The 17,429-nt window shown below is 63.6% G+C and carries 14 protein-coding genes; 11 read left to right on the top strand and 3 right to left on the bottom strand.

Annotated elements, in window-relative coordinates:
- Positions 1-6 precede the first annotated feature (6 nt).
- From SS05631_RS25010 to SS05631_RS25020, 3 genes are all read left to right on the top strand, one after another.
- Complete coding sequence (locus SS05631_RS25010) at positions 7-1,050, top strand: tartrate dehydrogenase (RefSeq protein WP_037416370.1); 1,044 nt, start codon at positions 7-9, stop codon at positions 1,048-1,050.
- 15 nt (positions 1,051-1,065) lie between these two features.
- Positions 1,066-2,523 (top strand): NAD-dependent succinate-semialdehyde dehydrogenase, encoded by a 1,458-nt coding sequence (locus SS05631_RS25015; protein ID WP_037416367.1) that lies wholly within the window; start codon positions 1,066-1,068, stop codon positions 2,521-2,523.
- Positions 2,524-2,821: 298 nt separating this feature from the next.
- On the top strand, positions 2,822-4,087 hold the full coding sequence (locus SS05631_RS25020) for a CAP domain-containing protein (RefSeq protein WP_245369170.1): 1,266 nt from the start codon (positions 2,822-2,824) through the stop codon (positions 4,085-4,087).
- A 130-nt stretch (positions 4,088-4,217) separates the two neighbouring features.
- On the opposite strand, the gene SS05631_RS25025 is transcribed toward SS05631_RS25020, so the two are convergent.
- Positions 4,218-5,495 carry an FAD-binding oxidoreductase gene (locus tag SS05631_RS25025; RefSeq protein ID WP_037416361.1) on the bottom strand — a complete coding sequence of 426 codons (1,278 nt, stop codon included), beginning with the start codon at positions 5,493-5,495 and terminating at the stop codon, positions 4,218-4,220.
- A gap of 12 nt (positions 5,496-5,507) precedes the next feature.
- Positions 5,508-6,176 carry a haloacid dehalogenase type II gene (locus SS05631_RS25030; RefSeq protein ID WP_037416357.1) on the bottom strand — a complete coding sequence of 223 codons (669 nt, stop codon included), beginning with the start codon at positions 6,174-6,176 and terminating at the stop codon, positions 5,508-5,510.
- A 321-nt stretch (positions 6,177-6,497) separates the two neighbouring features.
- Between SS05631_RS25030 and SS05631_RS25035 the strand changes: the two genes are divergently transcribed.
- The 7 genes from SS05631_RS25035 to SS05631_RS25065 all read left to right on the top strand — a co-directional run bounded on the left by SS05631_RS25035 (position 6,498) and on the right by SS05631_RS25065 (position 14,953).
- Entirely contained in the window at positions 6,498-7,334 is an 837-nt protein-coding gene (locus SS05631_RS25035; RefSeq protein WP_037416355.1) for a GNAT family N-acetyltransferase, read from the top strand.
- A 13-nt stretch (positions 7,335-7,347) separates the two neighbouring features.
- Entirely contained in the window at positions 7,348-8,721 is a 1,374-nt protein-coding gene (locus tag SS05631_RS25040; RefSeq protein ID WP_095678088.1) for an aspartate aminotransferase family protein, read from the top strand.
- A 258-nt stretch (positions 8,722-8,979) separates the two neighbouring features.
- On the top strand, positions 8,980-9,687 hold the full coding sequence (locus SS05631_RS25045; RefSeq protein WP_037416322.1) for an HAD-IA family hydrolase: 708 nt from the start codon (positions 8,980-8,982) through the stop codon (positions 9,685-9,687).
- 85 nt (positions 9,688-9,772) lie between these two features.
- Positions 9,773-11,383 (top strand): ABC transporter substrate-binding protein, encoded by a 1,611-nt coding sequence (locus SS05631_RS25050; protein ID WP_037416343.1) that lies wholly within the window; start codon positions 9,773-9,775, stop codon positions 11,381-11,383.
- A 92-nt stretch (positions 11,384-11,475) separates the two neighbouring features.
- Positions 11,476-12,426: an ABC transporter permease gene (locus SS05631_RS25055; protein WP_037416319.1), complete on the top strand. Its 951-nt coding sequence runs from the start codon at positions 11,476-11,478 to the stop codon at positions 12,424-12,426.
- Positions 12,423-13,292, top strand: a complete 870-nt coding sequence (locus SS05631_RS25060; RefSeq protein WP_037416316.1) for an ABC transporter permease — start codon at positions 12,423-12,425, stop codon at positions 13,290-13,292. Before SS05631_RS25055 ends, SS05631_RS25060 begins: the two co-directional genes overlap by 4 nt.
- Positions 13,292-14,953 (top strand): ABC transporter ATP-binding protein, encoded by a 1,662-nt coding sequence (locus tag SS05631_RS25065; protein WP_037416313.1) that lies wholly within the window; start codon positions 13,292-13,294, stop codon positions 14,951-14,953. The genes SS05631_RS25060 and SS05631_RS25065 overlap by 1 nt, the downstream gene beginning before the upstream one ends.
- A gap of 200 nt (positions 14,954-15,153) precedes the next feature.
- Here the strand turns inward: SS05631_RS25065 and SS05631_RS25070 are convergent, their stop codons facing one another.
- Complete coding sequence (locus SS05631_RS25070) at positions 15,154-15,630, bottom strand: Lrp/AsnC family transcriptional regulator (RefSeq protein ID WP_037416311.1); 477 nt, start codon at positions 15,628-15,630, stop codon at positions 15,154-15,156.
- Between the two features lie 244 nt (positions 15,631-15,874).
- Between SS05631_RS25070 and SS05631_RS25075 the strand changes: the two genes are divergently transcribed.
- Positions 15,875-17,200, top strand: coding sequence for an FAD-binding oxidoreductase (locus SS05631_RS25075; protein WP_037416308.1), 1,326 nt, complete (start codon positions 15,875-15,877; stop codon positions 17,198-17,200).
- Positions 17,201-17,429: the final 229 nt, after the last annotated feature.

Here is a 17,429-nt window from a genome sequence, read left to right on the forward strand (position 1 = left end):
ACTACGATGAAGAGCTATTCAATCGCATTGATCCCCGGGGACGGCATCGGCAAGGACGTGGCCGCGGCCGCCTGGGAGGTACTGGAGAAGGTCTCCGCCCGGTCGGGCTTCGAGCTGAAGGCCACGGCCTTTCCCTGGTCCTGCGCCTATTACAAGGAAACCGGGGCGATGATGCCGGCCGACGGCATCGAGACGCTGCGCGGTTTCGACGCCATCCTGCTCGGCGCGGTCGGCTGGCCCGCGGAGGTTCCGGATTCCGTGTCTCTGCACGGCCTGCTGCTGCCGATCCGCAAGGCCTTCGTGCAATACGCCAATATCCGTCCGCACCGGCTGCTGCCCGGCGTCGAGGGCCCCTTGAAGGCCCGCAGCTTCGACATCCTCTGCATCCGCGAGAACACCGAGGGTGAATATTCCGGTGCCGGCGGCCGCGTGCATCAGGGCACGACGGACGAGGTCGCGGTCGAGACATCGATCTTCACCCGAACCGGTGTCGAACGCATCCTCCGTTTCGGCTTCGAACAGGCCCGCGCCCGCCGCGGCAAGCTCGCCTCGGTGACGAAGTCCAACGCGCAGAAATATTCGATGGTCTTCTGGGACGAGATCACCGAGCATCTGGCCACGGAATATCCGGACGTGACGGTCACCAGCTACCACATCGACGCGATGGCCGCGCGCATGGTCATGGCGCCGGAAAGCCTCGACGTCGTCGTCGCCTCCAATCTCTTCGGAGACATCCTCACCGACCTTGGCGCCGCCATTCAGGGCGGCCTCGGCTTTGCCGCCTCAGCCAACATCAATCCCGATCGCAGCGCCCCTTCGATGTTCGAGCCGGTGCACGGATCGGCGCCGGATATCGCCCATCTCGGCATCGCCAACCCGATCGCGGCGATCTGGTCGGCGGCGATGATGCTCGATCATGTCGGCGAGGCGGCCGCGGCGGAGGCAGTCATGGCGGCGATCGCCTCCGCCACCTCCGCCGGGATCGGCACGGTGCCCGGCAAGGACAGAACGGAAACCATCACAGCCGCGGTTCTTGCCGCGCTCGACTAATCACAGGGGAACGACATGCTGAAGTTGAACGACAAGGAGCTTTTCCGCCAGGCCGGCCTGATCGACGGCGCATGGGTCGACGCAGCCTTCGGTGAGGTCGTCGAGGTCATCGACCCCGCTTCTCAGGACGTCCTCGGCACGGTTCCGGACATGGGGACGGATGAGACGCGGGCTGCAATCGAGGCTGCCGCTGCCGCCTTCGGAGCGTGGAAAAAGAAGACGCATGCCGAGCGGGCCGCGCTGCTCGAACGCTGGCACGCGCTGATGATCGAAAATCTCGAGGATCTGGCGCTGCTCCTCACCCTGGAGCAGGGAAAGCCGCTCGACGAAGCGCGTGGCGAGATCCGCTATGGCGCCGCCTTCGTCAAATGGTTCGCCGAGGAGGCCCGCCGCATCGGCGGCCATACCATCCCCTCGCCAACGGCGGACCGGCGCATCGTCGTCTTGAAGGAAGCAGTCGGCGTCTGCGCCATCGTCACGCCCTGGAACTTCCCGAACGCGATGATCACCCGCAAGGTCGCCCCGGCGCTCGCCGCCGGCTGCACCGTCGTCATCAAGCCCTCGGAATTCACGCCGTTCTCGGCGCTTGCGCTCGGTGTGCTGGCCGAGCGCGCCGGCATTCCGGCCGGCGTGATCAACATCGTCACCGGCATGCCGACCAAGATCGGCAACGAGTTCATGGCGAACGAAACGGTCCGCAAGATCTCCTTCACCGGCTCGACGCGCGTCGGTTCGCTTCTGATGCGCGGCGCCGCCGACAGCGTCAAGCGGCTCTCCCTCGAGCTTGGCGGCAACGCCCCTTTCATCGTCTTCGACGACGCCGATCTCGACCTTGCGGTCGAAGGCGCGATCGCCTCAAAATTCCGCAACGGCGGCCAAACCTGCGTCTGCGCCAACCGCATCCTGGTGCAATCGGGCGTCTATGACGCCTTCGCCGAGAAGCTCGCCGCCCGCGTCGACGCGATGAAGGTCGGACCGGGAACCGAGCCGGGCGTCGCCATCGGCCCGATGATCAACGCGGCGGCGATCGAGAAGATCGAGCGCCATGTCGAGGATGCGTTGGCCAGAGGCGCAAAGCTCGCGGCTCGCAGCAAATCTGTGCCGGAGGGCAAGCAATACACGGCCCCGATCGTGCTCACAGGAGCGACCACCGAGATGCTGCTCGCCAGCGAAGAGACCTTCGGCCCGGTCGCGCCCCTCTTCCGCTTCGAGACCGAGGAGGAGGCGATCGCTATTGCCAACGGCACGCCCTTCGGACTTGCCGCCTATTTCTACACGGAAAGCCTGAAGCGCTCCTGGCGTGTCGGTGAAGCGCTGGAATTCGGCATGATCGGTCTCAACACCGGCGCCATCTCCACCGAAGTCGCGCCCTTCGGCGGCGTCAAGCAATCCGGCCTCGGCCGCGAGGGCGCGCAATGCGGCATTGAGGAATATCTCGAAATGAAGAGCTTCCACATCGGCGGGCTGGCGTAACGTCGGGATACTCGCAAACCGTGTCGCTCGGGCGGGAACCGCTTCGAACACGAGGCGGTTCCCGCCAGGCGATCATCACCTCGGCAGTGGACAGCGCGCGAAACAATTCCTCCGACCGCTGAGGATCCTCGTCCGTCCTGCACCTTAGCGTCGTCTCGTGTCTCCGCGATAATAGCTCCGCAGTAACCGAGCGCGCGATTTTGCCATTTGCGACATCGCGCGAAGGGGCGGCGAAGATACATGTGCGAATCCCCAAGCTAGCCAATCTTATTCCGCACCTTGGACACAGTTCCTTCCTATGGAGCGTTGGGGAGATGTACTCAACCAACAAGGAACGACTGCCAGGGAGACTTACCGAATGCCGCAGCATAGCGCGAATGAACAGTACCTGCTAGAGTTGATCAATGCCGAGAGGGCGAAAGCGGGCGTACAGCCGCTGGCCTTCGACAACGACCTCAGCGAAGCCGCCGAAGGGCACAGCCAGTGGATGCTCGCTGCCGACGTTTTCTCGCATACCGGTTCTGGGGGATCCAGTTCGACACAGCGTATCAAGGCGGCGGGCTATGTCTTGCAGGGGTCCTGGGCCACCGGTGAGAATATCGCCTGGGCAACGACCCGTGCCCCCACCGGCTATCAGGATGAAGTCAAGCTCCTGCACACCAACTTAATGAACTCGTCGGGTCACCGCGCCAACCTTCTCAATCCGAATTTCCGCGAGGTCGGCCTCGGCGTCGAGGTCGGTGACTATGGCGGCCGCAGCAGTGCGTTCGTGACGGAGAATTTCGCAAAGACCGGTTCCGACCTCTTCCTGACGGGCGTGGCTTTCGACGATCGCGACGGCGATCGCTTCTACGATCCCGGCGAGGGTCTCGGCGGCATCACGGTGACGGCCAAGAATTCAGCGGGGCAGCTTTTCAAGACCACGACGAGCGCCGCCGGCGGCTATGACCTCGCGCTGAAGCCCGGCACCTATACCGTTACCTTCTCGGGCGCCAACATTGCCACGTCGACCCAGACGGCCACCATCGGCACGAAAAACGTCAAGAAGGATCTTATCGATCCGGCCATGACCTCAGGAACGCTGAGTGCGAATGCCGCAGCAGAAGGTTCGGCGCCGATGTCGACACCGGTCCACACTCCAGTCCCTTCCGATGCATCGGAGGGCGACGGAACGCCTACTTCGAACGCTTGGCTTGCGGATTTCCTCAAAGACAGCGGTGATTGGGACGCGGTGCAGAGCGACCGCTTGACCGGTTCCGCCAGTGATGAGGCAAGCGCCCCGGTGGCCAAGAATGGCGATCATCTTGCTCTCGCGCTCAATGGAGACCAGTTGCATTTTCAACCGTCCCTGGAGACTGTCGGCAAAGCCGATGAAATCGCCGACTTGTTCGAGGAGATGGTTGCGAACTTCGCTCACCGCGATTCTCTCCCGTCTCGGCTAGCGGACCATTCGGACGACCTCCAGGTGCCGGCGGACGTCGATGCCACGCACGACGCCCTTGCCGACATCCTGGTCCAGATGGCGACAGCTAGAGGCAGCCTGAATTCGGATCTGTTTGTCTGAAGCCATCCGCCGGCGAAAGTCGCGGGTTCCCGCCAAGGCGGGAACCCGCGAACGTGCACATGAGCCGGTTGCTAGGGAGCGACATCGATCCGCGAGCGCTGGCTCGCCGCACCGTTGTCGGCTCCCCCAGCTACTGAACCCTGTCGAGCATCTTGTAGTACATGCCGACCAGCGGCAGGAACCACGGCTTGCCGAAATGTCCGGGCACCGCCGGCCAGGCGAGGTCCTTGACCGGGTTGCGATCGGCCTTGCCGAGAATGGCGTCGGCGATCAGCATGCCCATATGGGTCGACATCTGTGCCCCGTGGCCGGAATAGCCCATGGCGTACCAGAGCCCGTCGGCAAATCCCGCCCGCGGAAAACGGTCCTTGGTCATGTCGACCAGGCCGCCCCAACAGTAGTCGATCTCGACCTTGGCGAGATGCGGGAAGATTTCGGCCAGGCTCGCACGCAGGATCGCACCGCTCTTTTCGTCGGAGCGCTGATCCGACGTTGCCGAAAACCGCGCACGGCCGCCGAAGATCAGCCGGTTGTCGGGCGACAGCCGGAAATAGTTGCCGATATTGAGCGAGGTGACGCAGGTGCGGTTGCCGGGCATCGTCGCGGCAATCTCGGCCTCGGTCAGCGGCCTGGTTGCGATGATGAAGCTGCCGACCGGCACGATGCGGCGGCGGAAATAGCCGAAGGCGCCCGTCGTATAGGCGCCGGTCGCCAACAGCACCGTATCGGCCGTCACGCTGCCGCGCGACGTCGCCAGTTCCTGCTTGCCGCCCGACTGGCGCCGGCCCGTTACCGGGGCGTTCTCGACGACTGTCGCGCCGTGGCGGACCGCCGTATCGGCAAGACCGACGACGAAGCGGCCCATATGCATCATCGCGCTCTTCTTCGAGAGCATTGCACCGTGAAAGCAGTCCGAGCCGACCTCGTCCTTCAAATCGCCTTTCGTCAGAAGCGCCGTGTCCGGGTCGACCTCGCGGTTCACCACCTCGAAGTTCCGGGCGATCGCCTCGAAATGCACCGGCTTCGAGGCAAGCTTCAGCTTGCCGGCGCGCCGGAAGCTGCAGTCGATACCCTCCTCCGCCACGATGCGCTCGATCGTGTCGACGGAAGCGTCGTAGGCGCGGTAGAGCGCCGCCGCCCGCTCGGGTCCGAGTTCCGCCTTGGCGGCGACGAAGCTGTGGGCAATGCCGTTGTTGAGATGGCCGCCATTGCGGCCGGAGGCGCCCGATCCGACCGCCCCCGCCTCCAGCACGATCACTTTCGCGCCGGCCAATGCAAGCTGACGTGCAGCTCCGAGCCCCGTGAATCCGCCGCCGATGACGGCGACGTCATAGTGGCCCTCGACCGGTGCGCGGCTGCCCCCTTGAAAGGTGCGAGCCGTGTCGTGCCAGTAGGACTTGAGCTGCATGGCCATCTCCTGTCAGAGCCCGACGACGCCGGGCAGGCCGGAAATATCCTTGATTTCCGTATATCCATAGAAGGGATTTGCCGGCTCGTGGCCTCGGTTGACCCAGACCTTGTTCTTGATGCCGAGATCGTGCGCGGACATCAGGTCGTAGCGGAACGAGGACGAGCAGTGGAGAATGTCCTCCGGGCCGCAGCCCAGCATGTCGAACATATATTCGAAAGCCTTGAAGCGCGGCTTGTAGGCCTGTGCCTGCTCGGCTGTGTAGACTGCGTGAAAGGGAGCACCGAGTTTCTCGACATTCGACATGATCTGCGAATTCATAGCGTTCGACAGGATCACCAGCGGGATCTCTTTGGCGACCTTGGCGAGGCCGGCCGGCACGTCCGCATGCGGACCCCAGGTCGGCACCCGCTCATAGACCACACGGGCGGCCTCATCGCGGAATTTTATGCCGTTGCGCTTGCAGGTGCGTTCCAGCGAATTGTGCACCACTTCCGCATAGGGCTTCCAGTCGCCCATGATCTCGTCGAGACGATAGGCGGCAAAATTCTTGATGAACTCGGCCATGCGCGGTTCATCGAGTTGCTCACCGTAAAGGTCGCGCGCCGCTTCCGCCATCTGGAAGTTGGTCAGAGTGCCGTAACAGTCGAAGGTGATGTATTTCGGACGGAAGTTCGCCATGCGCATTCTCCTCTTCAATGACGTGACGGGGTTTATCCGAAATGGATCATAGGCGTGTCCCGTGCGCCGGCTTGCGCGATTTGGGCGCCTATTGAAGCAGATTGTACCGTATCCGCGGGCGGCTTTGGCACATGGTTGTGTGCACTGCCCGCAGCGCTCAGCCTTGTTCCCACGCTCGAGACCCTTTGCCGCTGCCCTGTCGGCATAAGATGCGGCGACCCGGCGGAGCAAAGATATAAGATACCGCCCCGACCGGCGCCTTCGGACGATCTGCCGGTCGCACTTCCTTAACACTTGCTGCAGGAAACCAAGGACCAGTCCATGCAGTTAAGTCAGATCGAACTTGCCCCGTTCGGCCCCGAGCATCTGGAGAGCGCCGCGCGCCTTTCCCGCCAGGCCGGTTGGCCGCATCGGCTGGAGGACTGGCAGATGGCACTGGCGCTGAGCGAGGGCGTCGTTGCTCTCGAGGCCGGCCGGGTTGTCGGGACGACATTGGTGACCACCTATGGGAACGGCTGCGCCACGATCAACATGGTGATCGTCGACGAGGCGATGCGCGGCCGCGGCCTTGGTCGCGGACTGATGGATGCGGCCCTGCGGATCGCCGGCGACCGCCGGCTCCGGCTGGTGGCGACGGCGGACGGCCTGCCTCTTTATGAAAAGCTCGGCTTCCGCGAAACCGGTACCGTGCTGCAGCACCAGGGCATCGCCAGAGAGCTTGCCGCCCCCGCTGAAACCGAGCCGGCGACCGCGGAAGACATTGCGGAGATCGCCGCCCTCGATCGCATCGCCTTCGGTGCCGATCGCCGGGATCTGATCGCGTATATCGTCAAGGTGGGCGAGTTCGTGGTCATCCGCCGCAACGGCCGTGTCGTCGGCTTTGCCGCCCTGCGCGCCTTCGGTCGCGGCGATGTCATCGGGCCCGTTGTCGCTGCAAATGTCGACGACGCCAAGGCGCTGATAACCCATTTCATCGCAAGGCGGGCCGGCCAATTCGTCAGGATCGATACCACCGCCGAAACCGGCCTCTCCCCCTGGCTGTCAGACCAGGGGCTTAGCAATGTTGGTGGCGCTTTTGCCATGGACAGACCCACCGTTGACCGCGCCGCAGACCGCGCGGCTTTCACCTTCGCCCTCGCCAATCAGGCGCTCGGCTGATCTGGAGGACTCGATGTACAGCAATTCCCTAATCGAACTCGATCGCGCCCATCTGGTCCACCCGGTCGCCTCCTATCGCAGCCACGAGCGGATCGGCGTGCGCGTCCTTCGGTCCGCCAAAGGCGCGACCGTGACCGACGCCTCGGGGCATACGATGATCGACGGTTTTGCGGGGCTTTGGTGCGTCAATGCCGGCTACGGCCATGAATCGATCGTCGAGGCGGCGGCCCGGCAGATGCGCGAGCTGCCCTATGCTACCGGCTATTTCGGCCTCGGCTCCGAACCGGCGATCCGGTTGGCGGCGGAACTGGCGGAGCGAGCGCCGGGCGACCTCAACCATGTCTATTTCACGCTTGGCGGGTCGGACGCCGTCGACAGCACGATCCGTTTCATCCGCTATTACTGGATCGCCCGGGGCCAACCGCAGCGCGACCAGTTCATCTCCATCGAGCAGGGCTATCACGGCTCCTCAACCGTTGGTGCGGGCCTCACGGCACTGCCTCTGTTCCATGCGGGCTTCGGCATCCCGTTCGACTGGCAGCACAAGATTCCGTCGCACTATGCCTACCGCAACCCGGTGGGCGACGATCCGCAGGCGATCATAGATGCGTCGCTTGCGGCACTCAGGCGCAAGGTCGAGGAGATCGGTCCCGAGCGGGTCGCCGCCTTCTATGCCGAGCCGATTCAGGGCTCCGGCGGAGTGCTGGTACCGCCGAACGGCTGGATGAAGGCGATGCGTGAACTCTGCCGCGAGCTGGGCATCCTCTTCGTCGCCGACGAGGTCATTACCGGGTTCGGCCGCACCGGTCCGCTCTTTGCCTGCGAGGAGGACGGGATCGTTCCCGATTTCATAACCGTGGCGAAGGGCCTGACCTCCGGCTACGTGCCGATGGGCGCGGTTTTCATGGGCGATCATATCTACCAGACGATCGCGGATGGTGCCGGTGCCGTCGCCGTCGGTCACGGCTATACCTATTCGGCCCATCCGGTCAGCGCCGCGGTAGGACTTGAAGTGCTGAGGCTCTACGAGAACGGGTTGCTGGACAACGGCCGGAAAGCCGGCGCACGGCTGATGGCGGGGCTCAAAGGCCTCAAGGACCATCCGCTCGTCGGCGATGTGCGCGGCCGTGGCATGCTGGCCGCCGTCGAGCTGGTGGCCAACAAGGAGAAGAAGGCCCCGCTGCCGGCGGCCGCCGATCCGGCGCGCCGCATCTTCGACCGCGCCTGGGACAACGGCCTCGTCATTCGCGCCTTCGGCAACGGCGTTCTCGGCTACGCGCCGCCGCTCTGCTGCACCGACGCGGAAATCGACGCAATCGTCGAGCGCACGCGGCTGACGCTCGACCAGACCTTGGAGGACCCCGAAATTCGCGCGGCCCTCACCTGACCCCCGACTTCCGCTCAGAGAACAGCGGATCGGCGGTCGGAAAGGTGAAATACCGGTTTATGCCCATATTCGCAATTTTGTGCCGGCATCCTTCTTCCATTCAGAGACTCCGGCGAGCCGATGCTGCGAGACTGGATGGGCTAAGGGGCGCAGGAATGCCCGGGAAAGCAAGTCTTTCCGGCCCGTTGAAAACAGCATTTTCTTCTGATGCAGCCCAGCGCGAGCAAACTTCGCCCGCGCCAAATAGAGGAAAGAGCCTTGGCAAAGACCTTCGCCGATTTCAAGTATCTCACCTTCGACGTCGTCGGCACGCTGATTGATTTCGAAGGCGGCATCAAGGATTGCCTGGCCGACATCGGTAAGGAAGCGGGCGTCACGGTCGACGGCGAAGAGGCGCTGGAGCTTTACCGGGCAGGGCGCTACTCTGCCGATGCCGACCTCTTCCCCGACGATCTGGTCCGCGTCTATCTCGCCATTGCTCCGGAGCTCGGTCTTCCCGCCGAAGCAAAATATGGCGAAAGGCTGCGTGATTCCGCCAAGGGTTTTGCCGACAGCGCTGAGGCGCTTGCCCGCCTTGCTAAGCGCTACCGCCTGATCGCCATGACCAACGCCCGGCGCTGGGCTTTCGAGCATTTTTCCCGCGAGCTCGGCAATCCGTTCTATGCCGCCTTCACCGCCGACGATACGGGCACCGAAAAGCCGGATCCGGCCTTCTTCGAGAAAGTCTTCGCCTTCGTCGCGGCGGAGGGCAATTCGAAGGACGACATCCTGCACGTCGCCCAAAGCCAGTATCACGACATCGGCATCTCGCGGAAACTCGGGCTGACCAATTGCTGGATCGAACGGCGCCATGCCCAGAAGGGCTATGGCGGCACAATCGAGCCGGCCGAGTTCACCAAGCCCGACTTTCATTTCACCTCCATGGCCGGCCTTGCCGACGCCGTGAAGAAAGCCAAGGCCGCCTGAAAGGCGGGCGAAGCATTCCACCTGAACCCCGTATGCAAAAGAAGACGGGGCGATCCGACCAACCACCAAGCGAATGGGGAACGACATGACTGACAAAATTACCAACTGGACCGGAAAAGACGACGCAGTCGTCGAAAACGCCATTCGCCGCGGCGCCACCCGCCGCGAGCTCCTGCAGATGCTGCTGGCCGGCGGCGCCGCCATGTCCGCCGGCGGCCTGGTGCTTGGCCGCGCCTCTGACGCGGTGGCCGCAACTCCGGTCAAAGGAGGGCACCTCAAGGTGGCGGGCTTCACGTCTTCGACCGCAGACACGCTCGATCCGGCCAAAGCTTCGAATTCCACGGACTATTCGCGATGCTCCGCGGTTTATAACCGCCTCTCGAGCCTCGACAAATCCGGCGCCACCCAGATGGAGCTGGCAGAAAGCATCGAAAGCGCCGATGCCAAGGTGTGGACCGTGAAATTGCAGAAGGGCGTTACGTTTCACGATGGGAAGTCGCTGACATCCGCAGACGTAATCTTCTCGCTCAAGCGCCATCTGGATCCCGATGTCGGTTCCAAGGTCAATGCTATTGCGAAGCAGATGACCGGCTTCAAGGCAGTCGACGATCTCACGGTCGAAATCACGCTCGCCGATGCCAACGCAGATCTGCCGACAATCCTGGCGCTGCATCATTTCATGATCGTCGCCGACGGCACCGCCGACTTCTCCAAGGGCAACGGCACCGGACCCTTCGTTCTCGAAAACTTCGAGCCGGGCGTGCGCTCGGTCATGCGGAGGAACGAGAACTACTGGAAGTCAAAGGGGCCATATGTTGACTCCTTTGAGTTCTTGGCGATCAGCGACGATAGCTCCCGCGTCAATGCGCTTCTGTCCGGGGACATCCATGTCGCCGCCGCCATCAACCCCCGTTCGGAGCGCCTTGTCGCAAGCCAGCCAGGTTTCGTTCTCTCCAAGTCGAGTGCCAACAGCTACACCAACCTCAACATGCGCCTCGACGCGGCCCCGGGTCAAAACAAGGACTTCGTGGCCGGTATGAAGCACCTGGTCAATCGCGAGCAGATCCTGAGGGCGGCCCTGCGCGGGCGCGGCGAAATCGGCAACGATCAGCCCGTCTTTCCGGGCAACGTCTACCGCAACGACGATATTAAGCCAAAGGCGTACGATCCTGAAAAGGCGAAATTCCATTTTGAGAAGGCCGGCGTTTTCGGCCAGACCATCCCGGTGGTCGCTTCCGACGCGGCTACCGGTTCGGTGGACATGGCGATGGTCATCCAGGCGGCCGCTGCCGAGATCGGCCTGAAGCTCGATGTCCAGCGCGTGCCCTCGGACGGTTACTGGGACAATTACTGGCTCAAGGCGCCGATCCATTTCGGCAACATCAATTACAGGCCGACGCCCGACATCCTGTTCTCGCTGCTCTACGCCTCCAGTGCTCCCTGGAACGAGAGCCAGTATAAATCGGAAAAATTCGACAAGATGCTGATCGAGGCGCGCGGTTCGCTTGACCAGGAGAAGCGCAAGGCGATTTACCACGAGATGCAGGTCATGGTCGCCGAGGAGGCCGGTACCATCATTCCGGCCTACCTGACTGGTATCGACGCCATCACAGACAAGCTCAAAGGCATGGAAACCAACCCGCTAGGCGGTATGATGGGTTATCGCATGGCCGAGCATGTCTGGTTTGAGGCCTGATTGGGCAACTGGCCTAGGGGGCTGCAGCTTCGATGCTGCGGCCCCGGACAGTATGGTTTGAAACCTATCTTGAAAGCCGAAAGGGAGCGCGCGTGAACAACCGGGTCCTATCCCTTGCGCTGAGTAGATTGCTCATCGCCTTCATCACCCTGATGATTGTCTCCTTCGCCGTGTTCTTCGCGACAACGCTCCTGCCGGGCGATACCGCGTCGATTCTGCTCGGCCAAGCCGCCACGCCGGAAGCCGTCGAGGGTCTGCGTAAGGCCATGCATCTCGACGAGCCGGCAATCCTCCGTTTCCTGCGCTGGATCGTCGGTCTCGTGCAGGGCGACCTTGGTACCTCCTATGCAAACGAGATGCCTGTCGCCGATTTGATCGGCGGGCGCTTCGTCAACACACTGAAGCTCGCGGGCGTCACCGCGCTCTTCTCCGTGCCGATCGCGCTGACGCTCGGCATAACAGCGGCGATGCTGCGCGGCTCGCTCTATGACCGCGCCGTTACCGTGCTAACCATCGGCGTGATCTCGGTGCCGGAATTCATGATAGCGACCTCCGCAGTGCTGGTCTTCGCCGTCTATCTGAAGTGGCTGCCGGCGCTCTCGGTTGCCAATGAAGTCACCTCATTCGCCGATCTCCTGCGCATCTATGCAATGCCGGTCATAACGCTGACCTTCGGTGTCTCGGCTCAGATGATCCGCATGACACGGGCAGCAGTGATCGAGACGCTCAACACGCCCTATGTCGAGATGGCGTTGCTCAAGGGCGCCTCGCGGCCGCGCATGGTTTTTCGCCACGCGCTGCCCAACGCTCTGGGCCCGATTGTCAATGCGGTTGCGCTTTCGCTCTCATACCTGCTCGGCGGCGTTATTATTGTCGAGACGATCTTCAACTATCCCGGTGTTGCCAAGCTGATGGTTGATGCCGTAGCCACCCGCGACCTGCCGCTCATCCAAAGCTGCGCGATGATCTTCTGTCTCGGCTACCTGCTGCTGACCACCACGGCCGACCTCATCGCCATCCTTTCCAATCCGAGGCTTCGATGACAATGACCACTTCGAGCACATCGACCAGCGCTATCCGGAAGTCCGGAAGCCGGCTTGGCTATCGTTTCAACCTCGTCGGCGTTATCGGCTTTTCGATCATCATCGCCTGGGCGCTCGTCGCGGTCTTCGCGCCGATGATCATCCCCTATCCTGTCGGCGAGATCGTCGATCTCGACTACTTCGGCCCGATGAGCCATGACTTCTGGCTCGGCTCCGACTATCTCGGTCGCGACATGCTCTCGCGAATCCTGATGGGCGCCCGCTACACGGTCGGCATCTCGCTTGCCGCGGTCACGATCGCCTGCTTCTCCGGCGTGGTGCTCGGCATGATCGCCGCGGTCGCCGGCGGCTGGCTCGACACAGTCTTGAGCCGCTTTCTCGACGCGCTCAACTCGATCCCGAGCAAGCTCTTCGGCCTCGTCGTCGTCGCCGCCGTCGGTTCCTCCATTCCGGTGCTGATCCTGACGTTGTCTGTAATCTACATCCCCGGCGCCTATCGCTTCGCCCGGGCCCTCGCCGTCAACATCAATGCGATGGATTTCATCACCGTCGCCCGGATCCGCGGCGAAAGCACCTGGTATCTGATCCGCTCCGAGATCCTGCCTAACATTGTCGGGCCGGTGCTTGCCGATCTCGGCCTCCGCTTCGTCTTCATCGTCCTGCTGCTCTCTGGTCTCTCCTTCCTCGGCCTTGGCGTCCAGCCGCCCTATGCCGACTGGGGCGCTCTCGTCCGGGAGAACATCGGGGGCCTTCCCTTCGGCGCGCCGGCGGTCATGTTCCCGTCGCTCGCCATCGCCACCCTGACGATCAGCGTCAACCTCCTCATCGACAACCTGCCGCAGAAGATCCGTGATCGGAGTGAATGATGGCTAATCTCGTGGAAATCCGTGACCTGAAGGTCGAAGCGACCACCGATTCCGGGCGCAAGGTCGAGATCATCAAGGGCGTCAGCATCGACATCGCCGACGGTGAGATCGTCGCGCTGATCGGCGAAAGCGGCTCGGGCAAGACGACGATCGCGCTGACGCTGATGGGCTACGCCCGTCCCGGCTGCCGCATTTCCGGCGGCAGCGTTTCCGTCGCCGGCAAGGACATGGTCCGGCTCAGCGAAACGGAGCGCGCCCGCATCCGCGGTACCGAGGTTGCCTATGTGCCGCAATCGGCCGCCGCCGCCTTCAACCCGGCCGCTACGATCATGGACCAGGTAATCGAGATCACCCGCATCCATCAGTTGATGTCGCCCGACGAGGCGCGTGCCAAGGCCGTCGCGCTCTTCCGTTCCCTGTCGCTGCCGGAGCCGGAGACGATCGGGAGCCGCTATCCGCATCAAGTTTCCGGCGGACAGTTGCAACGCCTTTCCGCCGCGATGGCGCTGATCGGCGACCCGAAGCTGGTGATCTTCGACGAGCCGACCACTGCGCTCGACGTAACGACCCAGATCGAAGTGCTGCGCGCCTTCAAGTCGGTCATGAAGGCCGGCGGCATTGCCGGCGTCTATGTCTCGCACGACCTTGCCGTCGTCGCCCAGATAGCCGATCGCATCGTCGTCTTAAAGGGCGGCGAAGTGCAGGAGGTCGGCACCACGCAAGAGATCCTCAGCGACGCCAAGCACCCCTATACGCGCGAGTTGCTCGACGCCTTCGAACCTCAGCCGCGCGCCGCCCCCGGTCCCGCCGCATCTGCCCCGGCCCCGCTTTTGCAGATCGACACGCTGGTCGCGGGCTACGGGCCGCGACAGGCGGACGGATTGCCGCTTGTGCGCGCCGTCAAGCAGGTCTCGCTGAAGGTCGAGAAGGGCCGCAATCTCGGCATCATCGGCGAATCCGGCTGCGGCAAGTCGACCCTTGCCCGTGCGATTGCCGGCATCCTGCCCGCGGTCTCGGGCAGCATCCAGTTCGAGGGGCGCGAACTTGGCCGCAGCGCCCGCGAGCGCTCACGCGAACAGCTGCGCGAGATGCAGATCGTCTTCCAATATGCCGACACCGCACTCAACCCAGCAAAGTCAGTCGAGGATATCCTCGACCGGCCGCTCGCCTTCTACCACGGCATGGGTCGCAGCGCCCGCAGCGCCCGCATCGATGAACTGCTCGACATGGTGCGTCTGCCGCGCAACCTGCGCCATCGCCGCCCCTCCGAGCTTTCCGGCGGCCAGAAGCAGCGCGTCAATTTCGCCCGGGCGCTCGCCGCCGAGCCGAAGCTGATCCTTTGCGACGAAATCACCTCCGCCCTCGATACGGTCGTCGCCGCCGCGGTCATCGACCTGCTCAAGGAACTGCAGCGCGAGCTCGGCCTCTCCTACGTCTTCATCAGCCACGACCTTTCGACGGTGCAGGCGATCTGCGACGAGGTGGTCGTCATGTATGCGGGCGAGAAGGTCGAGCAGCTCGCCTCGGCCGAGCTCGCGACCGGCGCGAAGCACCCCTATTCCAAGCTGCTCTTCGCCTCCGTGCCGAAACTCGACACCGGCTGGCTCGACGGTCTCGATCGGCGGCCGGAGCTGGCGCGGGCGCTCAGCAAGGCGGGGTAAAAAAATATCTGGTGGCAATGCGATTGGCCTGATCCGCCTGCGCGCACGGCGGGGAGAACGGACGAGCCGCGGGCTGCCAGTCCCGGCCTTGACGAGGGCTGCCGCTGCCATGCCTGGTAAGCCGCGGGTTCCGGTCTCCTCTCCCCGTCAAAGGGAGAGGGTTAGAGTCAGGGGCGAACACATGGATCGAGAGGCGCCACCTATACCTGAAACAGGCTGGTCAGCGGCATGTGCGATTTGACGATCGGCGACTTCAAGACGACATAGCTGAAATACTTGTCGATGCCGACATCCATGTCGATCAGCCGTTCCATGATCGTCTGGTATTCGACGATCCCGCCGGTGACGAACTTCAGGAGGTAGTCGTAACCGCCGGACACCAGGTGACACTCCACGACGGAGTCGACCTTCTCGACGGCGGCGAGAAAGCGGGCGAAGTCGATCTGGCGATGATTCTTCAGCGTCACCTCGGTGAAGACCGTCAGGGTCTGGCCGAGCTTGGCGATATTGATTTGCGCCGAATAGCCGACGATATAGCCTTCCGCCTGCAGCTTCTTCACCCGCATCAGGCAGGGGCTGGGCGAGAGATTGACGAGTTCGGCGAGCTCGACATTGGTGATGCGGCCGTTCTTCTGCAGTTCGTAGAGGATCTTGATGTCGATCCGGTCGAGTTTCATCGGCGCTCTCCAATTGGCCCGGGGGCCGCAATACGACTCGGACTGTCCAGCATCTTATGCGGCGTGTACTGACTGACAAGCTGAAAAGGCCTACCCTGCCCTGATAAGTTTAGGCAATCTCCACCAGAATAAGCATTGGCCCTGGGTCGAGCGAACGGAAGAATATGCTGTGAAGCGCCGATGTGCGGCAGTCTTGCAATCGCCGAAGCGCTAGAATGCCGTTCGGTTAGACCGGAGACCGCTGATGCCTGCCCCGCTTCTTCATATCGAAACCACGCCAGCGCTGCCGGCGAGCGCCGACGCCGTCGTCATTGGCGGCGGCATCGTCGGGGTTTTTGCCGCCTATCATCTGGCACGGCGCGGCCTCAAGGTCGCGCTCCTGGAAAAAGGCCTGGTCGGCGCCGAGCAATCCAGCCGCAATTGGGGCTGGTGCCGACAGCAGAACCGGGACGCGCGCGAGTTGCCGATGGCGACCAAGAGCCTGTCGCTCTGGGAGAGCTTCGCCGCGGAAACCGGCGAAGACACCGGCTTTCGCCGCTGCGGCCTGCTCTATCTCAGCAATGACGAAAGCGAGCTTGCCGGCTGGGCACGCTGGGGCGACTTTGCCCGCGGCGTCGGAGTGACGACCCACATGCTCGATCAAACGCAGGCGAGTGAAAAGGGTGCGGCGACCGGCCGCCGCTGGAAGGGAGGCGTCTTTTCGCCGAGCGACGGCACCGCCGATCCCTCGCGCGCCGCGCCGGTTGTCGCCCGCGCGGTCATGAAGCTCGGCGGAACCGTGCACCAGATGTGCGCGGCCCGCGGCATCGAGCTCGAGGGCGGACGGGTCAGCGGCGTCGTCACCGAAGCCGGCACGATCCGCACCCCAATCGCCGTGCTTTCCGGCGGCGCCTGGGCCTCCTCCTTCTGCCGGCAGCTCGGCATTCGCTTTCCGCAGGCCTCGATCCGCGCCTCGATCCTGTCCGTGGCGCCCGGTGCCGAGGACCTGCCGCCAGCGCTGCACACCGCCGCAGTCTCGGCGACGCGCCGTAGCGACGGCGGCTATACGCTGGCGATCAGCGGCCGCGCCCGGGTCGATCCGACCCCGCAGCAGATGCGCTTTGCCCGGCATTTCGTACCGATGTTCGCGCGACGCTGGCGCAGCCTCGCGCCCGGCGGCATCGAAGGCTGGAAATCCGGTCATGAGACGCTGTCGCGCTGGCGGCTCGACCGGCCGACGCCGATGGAGTTCAACCGCATCCTCGATCCTCGCCCGAATCAGGCGCAGATCCGGTTGACTTTGAAGCGGGCCCGGGCGCTCCTGCCGGCGCTCGAGAAGCGGCCGGTCAGCGCCGCCTGGGCCGGCTATATCGACAGCACCCCGGACGGGGTCCCGGCAATCGGCGAGATCGGCTCGCTCCCCGGCCTGGTGCTCGCCGCCGGCTTCAGCGGCCACGGCTTCGGCATCGGACCCGGCGCGGGCCACCTTGTCGCGGATATCGTCACGGGTGAGCCGCCGATCGTCGACCCGAAACCTTATCGACCCGACCGGCTGAACGGCTCGGCCTGGGGCAAGGTCGCCGATTTTTGACACGATTCTTGATGCGGGCAATGTGGCAACGCGGCTGTACAGGCCAGCGGCCCGCGAACGGGCGCGGGTGAAAGTGGAGTTTGCGGCCGGGTCGCGCACACTCCGCCGCTCCCGCGTCCCTTGCTCGAAGATGCAAGAGGCGGCGTAGCGGCGAAGTGCCTCCCCCGCTTTGGATCGCCAGTACCTTTGAGACGTTCACCAGGCGACGTTGCAGCGGACAAGCCGCAAC

This window comes from Sinorhizobium sp. CCBAU 05631, assembly GCF_002288505.1.
Classification (GTDB): domain Bacteria; phylum Pseudomonadota; class Alphaproteobacteria; order Rhizobiales; family Rhizobiaceae; genus Sinorhizobium; species Sinorhizobium fredii_C.

Excerpts from the sequence above, each read along its gene's own strand:
- SS05631_RS25010 (WP_037416370.1), top strand. The coding sequence starts at position 7 with ATGAAGAGCTATTCAATCGCATTGATCCCCGGGGACGGCATCGGCAAG.
- SS05631_RS25015 (WP_037416367.1), top strand. The coding sequence starts at position 1,066 with ATGCTGAAGTTGAACGACAAGGAGCTTTTCCGCCAGGCCGGCCTGATC.
- SS05631_RS25020 (WP_245369170.1), top strand. The coding sequence starts at position 2,822 with ATGGAGCGTTGGGGAGATGTACTCAACCAACAAGGAACGACTGCCAGG.
- SS05631_RS25025 (WP_037416361.1), bottom strand. The coding sequence starts at position 5,495 with ATGCAGCTCAAGTCCTACTGGCACGACACGGCTCGCACCTTTCAAGGG.
- SS05631_RS25030 (WP_037416357.1), bottom strand. The coding sequence starts at position 6,176 with ATGGCGAACTTCCGTCCGAAATACATCACCTTCGACTGTTACGGCACT.
- SS05631_RS25035 (WP_037416355.1), top strand. The coding sequence starts at position 6,498 with ATGCAGTTAAGTCAGATCGAACTTGCCCCGTTCGGCCCCGAGCATCTG.
- SS05631_RS25040 (WP_095678088.1), top strand. The coding sequence starts at position 7,348 with ATGTACAGCAATTCCCTAATCGAACTCGATCGCGCCCATCTGGTCCAC.
- SS05631_RS25050 (WP_037416343.1), top strand. The coding sequence starts at position 9,773 with ATGACTGACAAAATTACCAACTGGACCGGAAAAGACGACGCAGTCGTC.
- SS05631_RS25060 (WP_037416316.1), top strand. The coding sequence starts at position 12,423 with ATGACAATGACCACTTCGAGCACATCGACCAGCGCTATCCGGAAGTCC.
- SS05631_RS25065 (WP_037416313.1), top strand. The coding sequence starts at position 13,292 with ATGGCTAATCTCGTGGAAATCCGTGACCTGAAGGTCGAAGCGACCACC.
- SS05631_RS25070 (WP_037416311.1), bottom strand. The coding sequence starts at position 15,630 with ATGAAACTCGACCGGATCGACATCAAGATCCTCTACGAACTGCAGAAG.
- SS05631_RS25075 (WP_037416308.1), top strand. The coding sequence starts at position 15,875 with ATGCCTGCCCCGCTTCTTCATATCGAAACCACGCCAGCGCTGCCGGCG.